Raw genomic sequence first — 14368 nt, forward strand, 5'->3', positions numbered from 1 at the left:
GTCGCTCGATCAGTAGCGCGGAACCACCGGGCCACCCCACTTGTAGTTCACGCGGACGGTGACGAGGTCTACGTCCTGGCGATCACGGATGCTGCTGAACAGCGCGCCGGTCGGGGTGGTGAGGTTGTAGGTCTTGTCCTGCATGAACAGGTGGTCGTACTCGACACCAGCGGTCCAGTTCGGCGCGAAGCCGACTTCGATGCCGGCGCCGATGGTGCCGCCCCAGCGGGTGTCGCTCGCGCTGCCGGCGAGCACGCCGGTTGGCGTGAAGTAGGTGTTGAAGCGGTTGTCGGTCAGCGCCGCACCGCCCTTGGCGTAGAGCAGCACGTTGTTGACGGCGTAGCCGATCTGGCCGGTGAACAGCCCGAACGCGTCGATCTTGCTCTGGTTGGTGAACAGGCCCGGGAAGATCGCGCTGTTGTTGCTGCCCTTCAGGTCGGCCCAGTCGCCCTGCGCTTCGAGGCCGAACACCCAGGTGCCAGCCTGCCAGCGATAACCGATCTGGCCGCCGGCGACGCCGCCGGTCGCATCATGGCAACCATCCGAGCCGATCAGCACGCCACCCGGGACTTGGTCCCAGCAATTGTGGCTCGAGCCCCAGCCGCCGTTGGCGCCGATGTAGAAGCCGCTCCAGTCATAGACGGCGGCAATCATCGGCGGCGCTTTGGTGTAGGGGCGCGCAGCCAGATCCGCAGCCGCGGCAGGCGCAGCGAGCGTGATCAGGGCAACCGTACCGAGCAAAAACTTCTTCATTATCAAACCCCCAGCTTCCCGATCGGCTTCCAAAGGTCCCGAAGCGCGATCTCAGACGCGAGCGCCCGCCTGATGGCTGGTACCTATACCCTGATTCAACCGGAAACGCCGTCTCCCAAATGCAACACTCGCGGAAGAAGCATCGATAGGGCAAGGTGTTGATTTGACTTATATTTTCGTAAGGCGTCGGAGCCCGCTGGTGACTGGGAGCGAAATCGGCGGATGCGCCATCGCCATCGGCTGTTTCTACGGTTGTGCGAACAAACCTGGAACGGTGTCGGCTGCGGTGCTATATCTTGATAATCGTGGATAACCGCGCGACGGCGAGGGCATCGAGCCGGCACCGGCCGTATAGGTCATTCGCGACGCCTGCAAGTAAGTGGCGATGGTTGAGAGTGGCGGCCGATGCCCGGCGCCCGGTTTTTGAGTGGAGATGATGCGATGGCAGGAAGCGTGAACAAGGTGATCCTGGTTGGAAACCTCGGCAAGGATCCGGAGATCCGGCGGACACAGGACGGCCGTCCGATCGCGAATCTTTCCATCGCCACCTCGGAGACCTGGCGCGACAAGGGCACCGGCGAGCGCAAGGAAAAGACCGAGTGGCACCGCGTCGTGATCTTCAACGAGGGCCTCTGCAAGGTCGCCGAGCAGTATCTGAAGAAGGGCGCCAAGGTGTACATCGAGGGTCAGTTGCAGACCCGCAAATGGACCGACCAGAGCGGCGTCGAGAAGTACTCGACCGAGGTCGTGCTGCAGGGCTTCAACTCCAACCTCACCATGCTCGACGGGCGTGGCGGCGGAGGCGGCAGCTTCGCCGACGATGGCGGCGGCAGCGACTTCGGCTCGTCCGGTCCGGTCAGCTCGGCGCCGCGCCGCGCGGTCGCCGCCGGCGGCGGCAGCCGCAACAGCGACATGGACGACGACATCCCGTTCTGACCGCAGGTCGCGGTTTCAGGATTCCGTCAGGGCCGTTCCGTGAAGATTCATTTCCCGGAGCGGATGTATGACGCGCGAGGCGAGGTCCTTGTGTGAACTATGAGGATAGCCTCATATCGAACTGGTCATATTACACTAATATCCACTGGATCGCACAAGTTCCCCAGACTTTGACACGGGTCGATGTGAATGATATTTACATTGGCCTGCGGCACGGTGACGTCTAGCCGCGAGCTTCACTCGAGGGCTGCCATCATGAGCCTCGCGCCATTGCTCGACGCTGCGCCTGCGATCCCGCTCCATGCCTTTGCTGCGATGGCGGCCTTCGTGCTCGGCTCCATCCAGCTCGCCGCACCGAAGGGCGCGCTGCCGCATCGGACGCTGGGCTGGATCTGGGTGATCCTGATGCTGGTGGTTGCCGGGAGCTCGTTCTGGATCCATCAGATCCAGCTGGTGGGCCCGTGGAGCCCGATCCACCTGTTGTCGATCTTCTCGCTGGTCATGCTGGTGCTCGGCGTGAAGGCCGCGCGGAGCCACAATGTCCGCCGCCACAAGTTCACGATGATCGGCATTTTCTTCGGCGCGCTGGTCATTGCCGGCCTGTTCACCTTCATGCCCGGGCGGATCATGCACGCAGTGGTGTTCGGGCACTGAGGGAGGCGAAATCGCGAATGCCCAGTGGCGAATAACGCGCGGGGGAACCCGTGTTCCATGCGCAGTTCGCCGCTCAAGATTCGCTTCCCGGGCCAAGCCGCGACCGAAGCCGCAAACAAGCCCGTAAGTGCATGAAAAAACGAAGGGAAAAACGGCTTGCCGGAGCCGCGCAAGGGTGGTTATCAGGCCTCCGATGGTCTATATGATTCCCCAGCAGAACTGACCGGATTTCCCCTTTGTCCGAACCCGAAGACGACAAGCCCGGCGAGCCGCCGGTGCCCTCAGATATTCGTCCCGTTTCCATTCTCGACGAGATGAAGAAGTCCTACCTCGATTACGCGATGAGCGTGATCGTGTCGCGTGCGTTGCCCGATGCGCGCGACGGGCTCAAGCCGGTGCACCGGCGCATCCTTTATTCGATGCATGAGCAGGGACACACGCCGGACAAGAAATACGTCAAGTCCGCGCGCGTCGTCGGCGACGTGATCGGTAAATATCATCCGCATGGCGACCAGTCGATTTACGACGCGATGGTCCGTATGGCGCAGGACTTCTCGCTGCGGGTCCCGCTGATCGACGGCCAGGGCAATTTCGGCTCGGTCGACGGCGATCCGCCGGCGGCCTATCGATATACCGAGGCACGGCTGACCAAGGCGGCGCTTGCCGTTCTCGCCGACATCGACATGGACACCGTCGATTTCCAGCCGAACTACGACAACTCGGAGAAGGAACCGGCGGTTCTGCCGGCCCGCTTCCCGAACCTCCTGGTCAATGGCGCCGGCGGCATCGCCGTCGGCATGGCGACCAACATCCCGCCGCACAACCTCGGCGAGGTCGTCGACGCCTGCGTAGCGCTGATCGACAATCCGGCGCTCACGATCGACGAGTTGATCGACATCATTCCCGGACCGGACTTCCCGACCGGCGGCATCATCCTGGGCCGCCAGGGCATCCGGTCGGCCTACCATCTCGGCCGCGGCTCGATCGTGATGCGCGGCAAGGTGGCGATCGACACCATCAGGAAGGATCGCGAAGCGATCATCATCACCGAGATTCCCTATCAGGTGAACAAGGCGACGATGGTCGAGCGCATCGCCGATCTCGTGAAAGAGAAGAAGATCGAGGGCATCGGCGACCTGCGCGACGAGTCCGATCGTGACGGCTATCGCGTCGTCATCGAGCTGAAGCGCGAAGCGGTGCCCGACGTGGTGCTGAACCAGCTCTACCGGTTCACGCCGCTGCAGACGAATTTCCCGGCCAACATCCTGGCGCTGGATTCCGGCCGTCCGCAGACGATGAATCTGAAGGACCTGCTCACCATCTTCGTCGCATTCCGCGAGCAGGTGGTGACCCGGCGGACCAAGTTCCTGCTCGGCAAGGCCCGTGATCGCGCCCACATTTTGGTCGGCCTTGCGATCGCGGTCGCCAACATCGATGAGATGATCCGTGTCATCCGAACCTCGCCCGATCCGAACACCGCGCGCGAGGCCCTGATGTCGCGCGACTGGCCGGCACGCGACGTCGAGGCGATGATCACGCTGATCGACGATCCCCGGCATCGCATCAACGATGACGGCACGCTCCGGCTGTCGATGGAGCAGGCGAGAGCGATCCTCGATCTCCGGCTGCAGCGCCTGACCGCACTGGGGCGGGACGAAATTTCCGAGGAGCTCGACAAGCTCGCGGCCGAGATCGCCGACTATCTCGACATCCTGCGCTCGCGTGCGCGCGTGCAGGGCATCGTCAAGACCGAGCTCGCCGAAGTGAAGCAGCAGTTCGCCACCCCGCGCAAGACCGTGATCATCGAGCAGGAAGGCGAGGTCGAGGACGAGGACCTGATCCAGCGCGAGGACATGGTCGTCACCGTGTCGCATGCGGGCTACGTCAAGCGCGTGCCGCTGTCGACCTACCGGGCACAGCGCCGCGGCGGCAAGGGTCGCGCCGGCATGCAGACCCGCGACGAGGATTTCGTCTCGCGCCTGTTCGTGGCCTCGACCCACACGCCGGTGCTGTTCTTCTCGTCGCGCGGCCAGGTCTACAAGGAGAAGGTCTGGCGGCTGCCGATGGCAGCTCCAAACGCGCGCGGCAAGGCGCTGATCAACATCCTGCCGTTGGAGCAGGGCGAGCGCATCACCACGATTATGCCGCTGCCGGAGGATGAATCCTCCTGGGGCAATCTCGACGTGATGTTCGCGACCACCAGCGGCACCGTTCGCCGCAACAAGCTGTCCGATTTCGTCGACGTCCGCCGCTCCGGCATCATCGCCATGAAACTCGAGGAGGGCGAGGCGATCGTCGACGTGCAGATCTGCACCGAGCGCGACGACGTGCTGCTGACCGCCGCCGGCGGGCAATGCATCCGCTTCCCGGTCACCGATGTGCGCGTCTTCACCGGCCGTACCTCAATGGGTGTGCGCGGTATCGCGCTGGCCGAGGCCGACAAGCTGATCTCGCTGGCGATCCTGCGCCATGTCGAGACCACCTCGGACGAGCGCTCGGCCTACCTGAAGATGCGCCGAGCGGTGGCCGGCGAGGCGACGGCCGAGGAGCCCGCGGATACCGAGGGCGAGGAGACGGCGAACGCGATCCAGCTGTCGCAAGAGCGCTACGCCGAGCTGTCGGCGGCCGAGCAGGTCGTGCTCACCGTCTCCGTCAACGGCTTCGGCAAGCGGACCTCGTCCTACGAGTACCGCACCACCGGCCGCGGCGGCAAAGGCATCGTCGCGATGAGCGTCAACAACCGCAACGGCAACCTGGTGGCGTCGTTCCCGGTCGAGGACGCCGACCAGATCATGCTGGTCACCGACAAGGGGCAGCTGATCCGCTGCCCGGTGGCCGACATCCGCGTCGCCGGCCGCTCGACCCAGGGCGTGATCGTGTTCGACACCGCAGAGGACGAGCATGTCGTCTCGGTCGAGCACATTCCGGAGGAAGAGAACGGCGCGAACGGGAACGGCGAGTAGGGCCGTTCCCGAACGTGGTTCGTTGCATGCGGCTCGAGGTCAGGACCGCGCCAGGTTGACCGATGCCTGATTGCTTGGGCGCGCGGACCTGCGCCTAAGCGTCGTTTCGCTGAGCTTAGAGAACGTGCGTCTCTGTTCGTCGAAGGGCGACCCGTTCAGGGCGCCTTGGGGGCAGACAGCATTGTGAACAGAACGCTATCGCCGTCCCGTTGCGCTGTTTCGCGTGACGTCGCGTAGCCGTGCACGAGCTCCAAACCGCCTTCGGCAATATGCCATTTCCAGCGAGTGGGCTCTTTCTGCGCACTCACGATAACCTCGAGAAGGCGAACGCGGGTTTGTTTGGCCATCTTGCCGACATGCGTCCGAGTTGGCATTGCCCATGCGCCCAATCTGGCTGCGCAGGAGTTATTTCTTCTTCCTCGGCGGGGGAGGATTGATCTCGGCAATCTTGCGCAGGCAATCGGCTTCGGTGTCATGCGGGCCGGTCACGAATGTTCCGCTGACTTTTGTGGAATACCAACCAGACGTCACGCCGAGGCGCACGGACTCTTCGATCTTGACGTGACGAGGCGAGAGATTTTGCATGAAGGTCTTTCGGTGAGTGCGTTGGAATTCGTCTCGAACGCACGGAGGAGGCTTTCAGCCAGCCGACCGGAACATTGGTCGGGTTCGCCTCGCACTGGCAAGCCGCGCCAGCCGGCAAGCGTCGTCGTTCCTGCGCGCGATCACGGCAAATAGCCAGCACTTTCTCGCGCGATACGGGTATTTGTCCGATCAGGCAGATCGTACCTTGTATTCGACCGCATCGTCGCCATGTCGGTAGGACAAACAGGAATGTATTTCGAATGAAGCTTCGCGTCGGATTCGAAATGCACTACGAGTTCCCGCAGCCGACACCCATGATCATGGTGCTGGGCACGCATTTCACGCGCGCGTCCGACATCATCGTCCCCGACTACCTGACCACCACCCCCACAGTGCCGATCACGCCTTATCGCGACGGATTTGGCAATTGGTGCAGCCGTATCGTTGCGCCGGGCGGTCAAATGCGCCTCGCGGCCGATGGTGTCGTGCGCGACAGTGGCGAGCCTGATCCAGTGTTTGCGTCGGCCGGGCAGCACGCGGTCGAGGACTTGCCGGCGGACACGCTGGTCTATCTGCTGGGCAGCCGCTATTGCGAGACCGACCGGCTTTCAGAAATCGCATGGAAGCTGTTCGAGGGCACGCCGCCGGGCTGGCCGCGGGTCCAGGCCATTTGCGATTTCGTGCATCGCCATATCGCTTTCGGTTACGAGCACGCCCGTGCTACCATGACGGCGTGGGAGGTCTTCAACGAAGGCAAGGGCGTGTGCCGCGACTACGCGCATCTCGCCATTACGTTCTGTCGCTGCATGAACATTCCGGCGCGCTATTGCACCGGCTATCTCAGCGACATCGGCACCCCGCTGCCTTGGCCGGCTGGTGATTTCGCCGGCTGGTTCGAGGCCTATATCGGCGGCCGCTGGCATATGTTCGATCCGCGCAACAACGTGCCGAGGATCGGCCGGGTTCTGATCGCACAGGGACGGGATGCCTCCGACGTTCCGATCACCCAGACGTTTGGGCCAAACACGCTGGTTTCGTTCAAGGTCTGGACCGACGAGGTCGCGTCATGACGGACGATCCCCAAGCCCTCAGTTCGGACGAGTTCGCCTCCCTAGTCGAGGTCGGCAAGGGCGAAGCCCAACGGGAGATTCCCCAGTTGCACGGGGAGCGCCTGGTCGGTCTCGGCTACGCAGTCAGACGGCTCGGTGAACTCGGCCTGACCGCATCCGGCGTTCGTCGTCTCGCAGCGGGCGAATAGACCGTTCAGGCCCTAGCCAGGTCTTGGATGCCCGCGTCGGATTTGGGTCAACGAGCCACGCCCTGACCGGTCGAATTCTCGAGTTCTCTATTGAGGCCGGCCAGCGCATCCGTTTTGCTGGGCGTTGCCGTAGGGGTGTTGCGTATCCCAGACTGCGCTTCGTCCCATCCGGGCTACGCAGACTGTGAGATCAAATCTCGATCTCGGTGCCGAACTCCACGACCTGACCGGTCGGCACGCCGAAGAAGGCCGCGGACCGCTCGGCGTTGCGCTGCAGGAAGGCGAACAGCGATTCACGCCATACCCACATGCCCGGAACGTCCTCGCGCGGGATGATGGTTTCACGGCCGATATAGTAGGTCACGTCGGAGAGATCGATGCCGGGCAGCTTGCCCTGCCGGCAGGTGAGCTGCAGCCCTTCGTAGATCGTCGGGTACTGCATGAAGCCGTAGTGCAGGATGATCCGGGTGATGCCCGGGCTGATCTCGATCACGTCGGCGCGTTCCTCGTCGGGAATCCGCGGCCGCTCCTCGATCTGCACGGTGACCAACAGCACGCGCTGATGCAGCACGTGATTATGCTTGACGAACTGGGTCAGCGCGAGCGGCACCCCCTTGGGGGCCGAGGCCAGGAACACGGCGGTGCCGGGCAGGCGGGCGCTGCACTTGTTGACCGCGGTCTCGATCAGATCCTCCTCGGGCTGGCGCAGCTTGGCGCGCGCCTTTTCGACCAGCTTGACGCCGCCGCGCCAGGTCAGCATCAGGAACGCCACCGTGGCCGCAAGCAGCAGCGGGAACCAGCCGCCCTCGAGCAGTTTCTCGGTGTTCGCCGCGAAGAAGATCGCATCGATGATGAAGAAGAAGCCGTTCACCGCGATCACGATGATCGGCGAATAGCCCCACTGGATCGCGACCAGCGCAGCGAGCAGCGTGGTGATCGCCATCAACAGCGACACGGCGATGCCGTAGGCGCCCGCGAGTGCGTCCGAGGTGCCGAAGGCGAGCACGGCGCCGAGCGTTGCGGCCGCGAGCAGCCAGTTCACCAGCGGCACGTAGATCTGCCCGATCGCATCGCTCGTGGTGTGCTGGATGTGCATGCGCGGCAGGAAGCCGAGCTGGATCGACTGCTGGGTCAGCGAGAACACACCCGAGATGATGGCCTGTGAGGCGATCACGGTGGCGACGGTCGCGAGCAGAACAAGCGGGTAATGCGCCCAGTCAGGCGAGAGCTGGAAAAACGGATTCTCGATCGCGGTCGGGTCGGTGATCAGCAGCCCGGCCTGGCCGAAATAGTTCAGCACCAGCGCGGGCAGGCAGATGGCGAACCAAGCAAGCCGGATCGGAAAGCGGCCGAAATGCCCCATGTCGGCATACATCGCCTCACCGCCGGTGACGGCGAGGAACGCGGCGCCGAGGATCGCAAAGCTGACGTGAAAATCCTGATGGATCAGGAAATCGAACGCATAGAACGGGCTCAGTGCGACCAGCACGCCGGGCGCCCTGACGATGCCGTGAATGCCCAGCGCGGCGAGCACGGCGAACCAGAACAGCATCACCGGGCCGAAGATCCTGCCGATGAAACCCGTACCCTGCTTCTGCATGAAGAAGAGGCCGATCAGGATCACGACGGTGAGCGGCACCACCGCCGGCGCCAGCGAGGGCGCATCGACCTTCAGGCCTTCGATCGCCGACAGCACGGAAATGGCCGGCGTGATCGCGCCGTCGCCATAGAGCAGGGCGGCGCCGACCAGGCCGACGACCAGCAAATGGGCGCGCCAGGTGCCGGGCGCCGCATTGCGTGCCGAGAGCAGCGCCAGCAGCGCGACGATGCCGCCTTCGCCGCGGTTGTCCGCGCGCAGGATCAGCATGGCGTATTTGACTGAAATGATGAGGATCAGCGCCCACAGGATCAGCGAGACCGTGCCCAGCACGGCAGTTTGGCTGAGTGGCCCGCCATGGGCGGCGGCCTTGGCGGCTTCCTTCAGGGCGTAGAGCGGGCTGGTGCCGATGTCGCCATAGACGACACCCAGGGCACCGAGCGTGACGGCAAACGAAATCGGGCTGGTTGGAGGATGGCCAGAGGAAACGATGGCGGGCGTACTGGTCACGGCAATCCCCCGATGGCTTGCGCCCGCCGGGTCATCCGATCGGGCGCCTTAGACGATAGTCTGCGACGGGACGTCGCAAATTACCATTGGGTTTTGTGTGACGGTCGGAAGTGACGCCTAGACGGGTCAGAAGTGACTACGGCGTGCGGTCGGCGGTGACGAGGCGGGCTTCGCGAACCTCCGTCTTGTTGCCGGCGCTGCGCAGGCAGGAGGCCTCGAAATTCGGCCAGGCCTGCTGCGAGCAGTCCTTGCCGACCGGGTGGATGTCGAGACGGTCGCTCTTGGCCAGCGGCTGCGGGGTGGAGGCTGCGACCTGCGGCGCAAAGCCCGGCAGAACGGTGAGCGCGGCGGCAATGAACGCGGCAACGGCGATAGCGGAAAGTGCCTTGATCATGACGGTCCCCATATGATCGGACCCCCGGGCCCGTCGTTTCGTTGTGCAATGTCTACCGGCCGCACGTTTCCTGATGTCTTCGCCAGGGTGGAAAATGGTTTCATCGCCGGCCGGTTTTGTTTCGTCCGCCAGCGGCCGACGAAACATTCACCCACGTAGACGCTGGCATCCCACAACTCGTTCACTGGGCGAGCAGGTATTTATTTCGCGTGACAGACGGAACCCGGGCGGCTTGCCGGGGAGAGCCGGGCGGGTTAGGAGGGACGATGTCCCGTATCGCGCTCTATCCCGGCTCCTTCGATCCCGTCACCAACGGCCATCTGGACGTGGTGAGACAGGCCGTCTTTCTCTGTGACCGCCTGATCGTCGCCATCGGCATCCATCCCGGCAAGAAGCCGCTGTTCTCCACCGAGGAACGGCTGGCCATGGTCCATGAGGTGTTCGGCCCCATCGCCCAGAAGGCGGGCTGCGCCTTCGAGAGCGCGACCTATGACAACCTCACGGTCGCGGCGGCGCGCTCGGCCAAGGCCACGCTGATGATTCGCGGCCTGCGCGACGGCACCGATCTCGACTACGAGATGCAGCTGGCCGGCATGAACGAGGCGATGGCGCCCGAGGTGCATACCGTTTTCGTTCCGGCATCGGTCGCGGTCCGCCCGATCACCGCCACACTGGTGCGCCAAATCGCCCAGATGGGCGGCGACTTCTCTGCATTCGTGCCGTCATCTGTCGCCGCTAGCCTGAAGGCCAAGTTCGCCAGCTGATTGCCGGCGGCCTGCCACACCCAGAACGTCAAAGGTCCGGAGTTTCCATGATCCGCATTCTTGCATTCGTTGCCGCGCTGCTCTGCGTCGTGCCTGCGGTCGCGCAGCCGCTGCCTGCCAATCTCGACAAGGCCAATGCGATCGTGATCGACACCACCAAGGGCCGCATCGTCATCAAGCTGCGCACCGACATCGCGCCCCAGCATGCCGAGCGCATCAAGCAGCTGGCGCGCGAGGGCTTCTACAACAACGTGCCGTTCCATCGCGTGATGGATGGCTTCATGGCGCAGACCGGCGACGGCCAGAACTTCAACGGCACCGGCGGCTCGAAATATCCGAACCTGAAGCAGGAGTTCTCGCAGGTCCCGTTCAAGCGCGGCATCGTCGGCATGGCCCGGCGCGGCGACTCTGTCGACAGCGCCAATTCGCAGTTCTTCATCATGTTCGCCGACGGATCGAGCCTCAATGGCCAGTACACCGTGGTCGGCGAGGTGGTGTCGGGCATGGACGTGGTCGACAAGCTGAAGAAGGCTCCCGCGGGCTCTCCCGGCGGCGCCGTCACCGATCCCGACAAGATGGTGAAGGTGCAGGTCGCATCCGACATCAAGTGATCGGCGATGGCGGCGCGCAGCAAGCCACTTGCCTGGTTCGCCGCGCCGCTGGTGCTGTGGCTCGCGCTGGCCGGATCGGTGGCGGCCGAGCCGGAGCAACTCAATACGATCAGGGACGTTGTTCTGGCGATCCATCGCTGTTGGCGGCCGCCGCCGGCGGACAAGGCCGGCCCGATCGACATTACCGTCATTGTCAGCTTCAACCGAGAGGGCGCGATCCTCGGGCATCCCAGGATCAGCTATGAATCGCAGGAGGCGACCGACAACGACCGGATCGCGTACCGGGTCGCGGTGATGGAGGCGTTGCAACGCTGCACACCGATGCCATTTACCGAGAGCCTGGGCGGCGCGGTTGCGGGTCGTCCATTCGCAATCCCGTTCCGGAACAAGAAATATCCACCCCGAAGCCAGGAGAAGCGAGCATGGCTGCTACCGAAAATACTCTGATCCTCGAAACCACGCAGGGCCCGGTCACGATCGAGATGCGCCCGGATCTCGCACCCGGTCACGTCGCGCGGATCAAGGAGCTGGTGCGCGAAGGCTTCTACGACGGCATCGTGTTCCACCGCGTGATCGACGGCTTCATGGCGCAGACCGGCTGCCCGCAGGGCACCGGCATGGGCGGCTCCGGCAAGAAGCTGAAGGCCGAGTTCAACAAGGAGCTGCATGTCCGCGGCACCGCCTCGATGGCCCGCGCCGCCAATCCGGATTCCGGCGACAGCCAGTTCTTCATCTGCTTCGACGACGCCTCGTTCCTCAACGGCCAGTACACGGTGTGGGGCAAGGTCACCGAGGGCATGGAGAACGTCGACAAGATCAAGCGCGGCGAGCCGGTGAAGGATCCGGACAAGATCGTCAAGGCGCGCATGGCCGCCGACGCGGCTTAGGCAATTCGCTGTCATTCCGGGCGTCGCTAAAGCGGCGAACCCGGAATGACAACGATGCAGTAGTCGCGCCATGCGCACCGATCTCTTCGATTTCGAACTGCCGCCCGAGAGCATCGCGCTCCGCCCCGCGAGCCCGCGCGATTCCGCGCGGATGCTGGTGGTGCATCCGGACGGCGTGCTGCGCGACGCCACCATCGCGGACCTGCCGCGTTGGCTGGAGGCGGGCGATCAGATCGTGGTCAACGACACCAAGGTAATCGCGGCCCAGCTCAAGGGCCGCCGGATCGGCCGCGAGACCGAGCCGAAGATCGAGGCGACCCTGATCAAGCGGCTCGACGGCTCGCGCTGGCAGGCGCTGGTGAAGCCGGCGAAGAAGCTCGCGCCCGGCGACACGATCCGCTTCGGCAATGAGGGCAAGGTCTGCCTGCTCGGCAATCTCGATGCAGAGGTCGAGGCCAAGGGGCAGGAAGGCGAGGTGACGCTATCATTCTCGTTCCATGGTCCCGTGCTCGACCAGGCCATCGCCGATGTCGGCGCCACGCCGCTGCCGCCCTACATCGCCTCCAAGCGCACGCCCGACGACCAGGATGTCAGCGACTACCAGACCATGTTCGCCGCCAATGAAGGCGCGGTCGCCGCGCCGACGGCGGGGCTGCATTTCACGCCGGCGCTCGAGGCCACGCTGAAGAGCCGCGGCGTCGATCTGCATCGCCTGACGCTGCATGTCGGGGCAGGGACGTTCCTGCCGGTGAAGGCCGGTGAGACCTCCGAACACAAGATGCATGCCGAATGGGGCTGCATCACCGCCGAGACCGCTGCTGCCCTGAACGCCGCGCGCGCAAAGGGCGGCCGGATCGTCGCGATCGGCACCACGTCGCTGCGGCTGCTGGAGAGCGCTGCCAATGCCGACGGCACCATCCAGCCGTTTGCGGCGGAAACCTCGATCTTCATCACGCCGGGCTATCGCTTCCGCGCGGTCGATGTTCTGCTGACGAACTTCCACCTGCCGCGTTCGACGCTGTTCATGCTGGTCTCGGCCTTCTCCGGCCTCGAGACGATGCAGAACGCCTACGCACACGCGATCAGCGACGGCTACCGGTTCTATTCATACGGCGATGCCTGTTTGCTGTTCCGCGCAAAGGCGTAGAGTGGGTTAGGCGAAGCCGTAACCCACCGTTCCCATGTGCGGAGCGATGGTGGGTTACGCTTCGCTAACCCACCCTACGAACTGCGCAGTTCGTCTCCTCACGCCATCGCGCGTTCGGGCAACAGCTCGGCGATCTGCACCGCGTTCAGCGCAGCACCCTTGAGCAGCTGATCGGCCGCGACGAACATCGAGATCGAGTGCCCGGAGGGATCGCTGAGATCCTTGCGGATGCGGCCGACCAGCACATCGTCCTGGCCGGACGCATCGATCGGCATCGGGAAGTAGTTCTTCGCGCGATCGTCGACGATCTTGACGCCCGGCGCCTGCGCCATGAGCGCGCGCACCTGGTCCTCGGTGATCGGCTTCTCGCATTCGAAGGTGATCGCCTCGCAATGCGCGCGCAGCACCGGCACCCGCACGCAGGTGACGCCGACGGCGATCCTGTCGTCCTCGAAGATCTTGTGGGTCTCCTTGATGACCTTGGTCTCTTCGTCGTTGTAGCCGGTCTCCGGATCGATGGCCGTGTTGTGGTTGAACAGGTTGAAGGCGTAGGGGTGCGGCATCACCTTCGGGGTGTAGACCTGTCCGTTGAGATTGGCGCGGGTGGATTCGACGAGCTCCTCCATTGCGGCTGCTCCCGCGCCGCTCGCGGCCTGGTAAGTCGACATGATCACGCGCTTGATGCGGTTCTTCTGGTGGATCGGCCACAGCGGCACCAGCGCGGTGATGGCGGCGCAGTTCGGGTTGGCGATGATGCCCTTGTGGTTGCGGATGCGGTTGGCGTTGATCTCGGGGATCACCAGCGGCACGTTCGGATCCATCCGGAAGGCCGACGAATTGTCGACCACGACGGCGCCGGACTTCACCGCGACAGGCGCGAACTTCTTCGAGATGCCGCTGCCGGCCGAGAACAGCGCGATGTCGACGCCCTCGAAGGCGCGCTCGGTCAGCTCCTCGATCACGACCGGCTTGCCGCGGAAGTTGACGGTCTTGCCGGCCGAACGGGCGCTCGCCAGCGCCTTCAGCTTGCCGACGCGGAAGCCCCGCTTGTCCATGGTTGCGATGAATTCGGCGCCGACTGCGCCGGTGACGCCGACAATCGCGACGACGGGATCGTTACTCACTTTGTCCTCCATTCGAATTTGAGCATGACGCGGGCAACAAAAAAGCCCCGGACCTTCATCAGGCGGGGCTTCGGGTAGAGATGATGCTGTACGACCGACTACGCGCGCACGCCTCCCGAGGCCCCAGAGGGCTTGGTGGTTTTGGTCGTGCGTTTGGTCGCGGTGATCATGGTGCGGACTTATGC

The 14368-nt window shown here is 64.1% G+C and carries 15 protein-coding genes; 10 read left to right on the forward strand and 5 right to left on the reverse strand.

The annotated features are described in order from the left end of the window. Positions 1 to 9 precede the first annotated feature (9 nt). Positions 10 to 753: an outer membrane protein gene (locus HAP47_RS19885; protein WP_173643485.1), complete on the reverse strand. Its 744-nt coding sequence runs from the start codon at positions 751 to 753 to the stop codon at positions 10 to 12. A gap of 441 nt (positions 754 to 1194) precedes the next feature. On the opposite strand from HAP47_RS19885, the gene HAP47_RS19890 reads away from it, so the two are divergent. The 3 genes from HAP47_RS19890 (at position 1195) to gyrA (ending at position 5306) form a co-directional block, all read left to right on the forward strand. Next, on the forward strand, positions 1195 to 1689 hold the full coding sequence (locus HAP47_RS19890) for a single-stranded DNA-binding protein (protein ID WP_097672149.1): 495 nt from the start codon (positions 1195 to 1197) through the stop codon (positions 1687 to 1689). A 255-nt stretch (positions 1690 to 1944) separates the two neighbouring features. Beyond that, complete coding sequence (locus HAP47_RS19895) at positions 1945 to 2343, forward strand: DUF2306 domain-containing protein (protein WP_173643486.1); 399 nt, start codon at positions 1945 to 1947, stop codon at positions 2341 to 2343. A gap of 236 nt (positions 2344 to 2579) precedes the next feature. Beyond that, complete coding sequence (gene gyrA / locus HAP47_RS19900; protein WP_173643487.1) at positions 2580 to 5306, forward strand: DNA gyrase subunit A; 2727 nt, start codon at positions 2580 to 2582, stop codon at positions 5304 to 5306. Positions 5307 to 5711: 405 nt separating this feature from the next. On the opposite strand, the gene HAP47_RS19905 is transcribed toward gyrA, so the two are convergent. Further along, the gene (locus tag HAP47_RS19905) at positions 5712 to 5891 is read right to left on the reverse strand and encodes a hypothetical protein (RefSeq protein WP_173643488.1); all 180 of its coding nucleotides are present in this window, start codon (positions 5889 to 5891) and stop codon (positions 5712 to 5714) included. Positions 5892 to 6151: 260 nt separating this feature from the next. Between HAP47_RS19905 and HAP47_RS19910 the strand changes: the two genes are divergently transcribed. Both HAP47_RS19910 and HAP47_RS19915 read left to right on the forward strand, forming a co-directional pair. Then, a complete protein-coding gene (locus HAP47_RS19910; protein ID WP_173643489.1) occupies positions 6152 to 6961 on the forward strand; it encodes a transglutaminase-like domain-containing protein in 810 nt (269 codons plus the stop codon). Continuing rightward, positions 6958 to 7149 (forward strand): hypothetical protein, encoded by a 192-nt coding sequence (locus HAP47_RS19915; RefSeq protein ID WP_106326168.1) that lies wholly within the window; start codon positions 6958 to 6960, stop codon positions 7147 to 7149. Before HAP47_RS19910 ends, HAP47_RS19915 begins: the two co-directional genes overlap by 4 nt. Positions 7150 to 7339: 190 nt before the next feature. On the opposite strand, the gene HAP47_RS19920 is transcribed toward HAP47_RS19915, so the two are convergent. Together HAP47_RS19920 and HAP47_RS19925 are read right to left on the reverse strand one after the other, a co-directional pair. Further along, positions 7340 to 9238: a potassium transporter Kup gene (locus HAP47_RS19920; RefSeq protein WP_231168986.1), complete on the reverse strand. Its 1899-nt coding sequence runs from the start codon at positions 9236 to 9238 to the stop codon at positions 7340 to 7342. Positions 9239 to 9392: 154 nt separating this feature from the next. Further along, positions 9393 to 9650, reverse strand: a complete 258-nt coding sequence (locus HAP47_RS19925) for a hypothetical protein (protein WP_173643490.1) — start codon at positions 9648 to 9650, stop codon at positions 9393 to 9395. 266 nt (positions 9651 to 9916) lie between these two features. Between HAP47_RS19925 and coaD the strand changes: the two genes are divergently transcribed. The 5 genes from coaD (at position 9917) to queA (ending at position 13059) form a co-directional block, all read left to right on the forward strand. Then, complete coding sequence (gene coaD / locus HAP47_RS19930; protein ID WP_173643491.1) at positions 9917 to 10414, forward strand: pantetheine-phosphate adenylyltransferase; 498 nt, start codon at positions 9917 to 9919, stop codon at positions 10412 to 10414. Between the two features lie 47 nt (positions 10415 to 10461). Further along, positions 10462 to 11025 carry a peptidylprolyl isomerase gene (locus HAP47_RS19935; protein ID WP_173643492.1) on the forward strand — a complete coding sequence of 188 codons (564 nt, stop codon included), beginning with the start codon at positions 10462 to 10464 and terminating at the stop codon, positions 11023 to 11025. 6 nt (positions 11026 to 11031) lie between these two features. Next, a complete protein-coding gene (locus tag HAP47_RS19940) occupies positions 11032 to 11472 on the forward strand; it encodes a hypothetical protein (protein WP_173643493.1) in 441 nt (146 codons plus the stop codon). Beyond that, a complete protein-coding gene (locus HAP47_RS19945) occupies positions 11448 to 11912 on the forward strand; it encodes a peptidylprolyl isomerase (RefSeq protein ID WP_173643494.1) in 465 nt (154 codons plus the stop codon). Before HAP47_RS19940 ends, HAP47_RS19945 begins: the two co-directional genes overlap by 25 nt. A gap of 70 nt (positions 11913 to 11982) precedes the next feature. Next, the gene (gene queA / locus HAP47_RS19950; RefSeq protein ID WP_173643495.1) at positions 11983 to 13059 is read left to right on the forward strand and encodes a tRNA preQ1(34) S-adenosylmethionine ribosyltransferase-isomerase QueA; all 1077 of its coding nucleotides are present in this window, start codon (positions 11983 to 11985) and stop codon (positions 13057 to 13059) included. Between the two features lie 98 nt (positions 13060 to 13157). On the opposite strand, the gene HAP47_RS19955 is transcribed toward queA, so the two are convergent. Then, positions 13158 to 14195: an aspartate-semialdehyde dehydrogenase gene (locus HAP47_RS19955; RefSeq protein ID WP_173643496.1), complete on the reverse strand. Its 1038-nt coding sequence runs from the start codon at positions 14193 to 14195 to the stop codon at positions 13158 to 13160. Positions 14196 to 14368 lie beyond the last annotated feature (173 nt).

Origin of the sequence: Bradyrhizobium sp. 41S5, assembly GCF_011516665.3 — a bacterium.
Taxonomy (GTDB): domain Bacteria; phylum Pseudomonadota; class Alphaproteobacteria; order Rhizobiales; family Xanthobacteraceae; genus Bradyrhizobium; species Bradyrhizobium quebecense.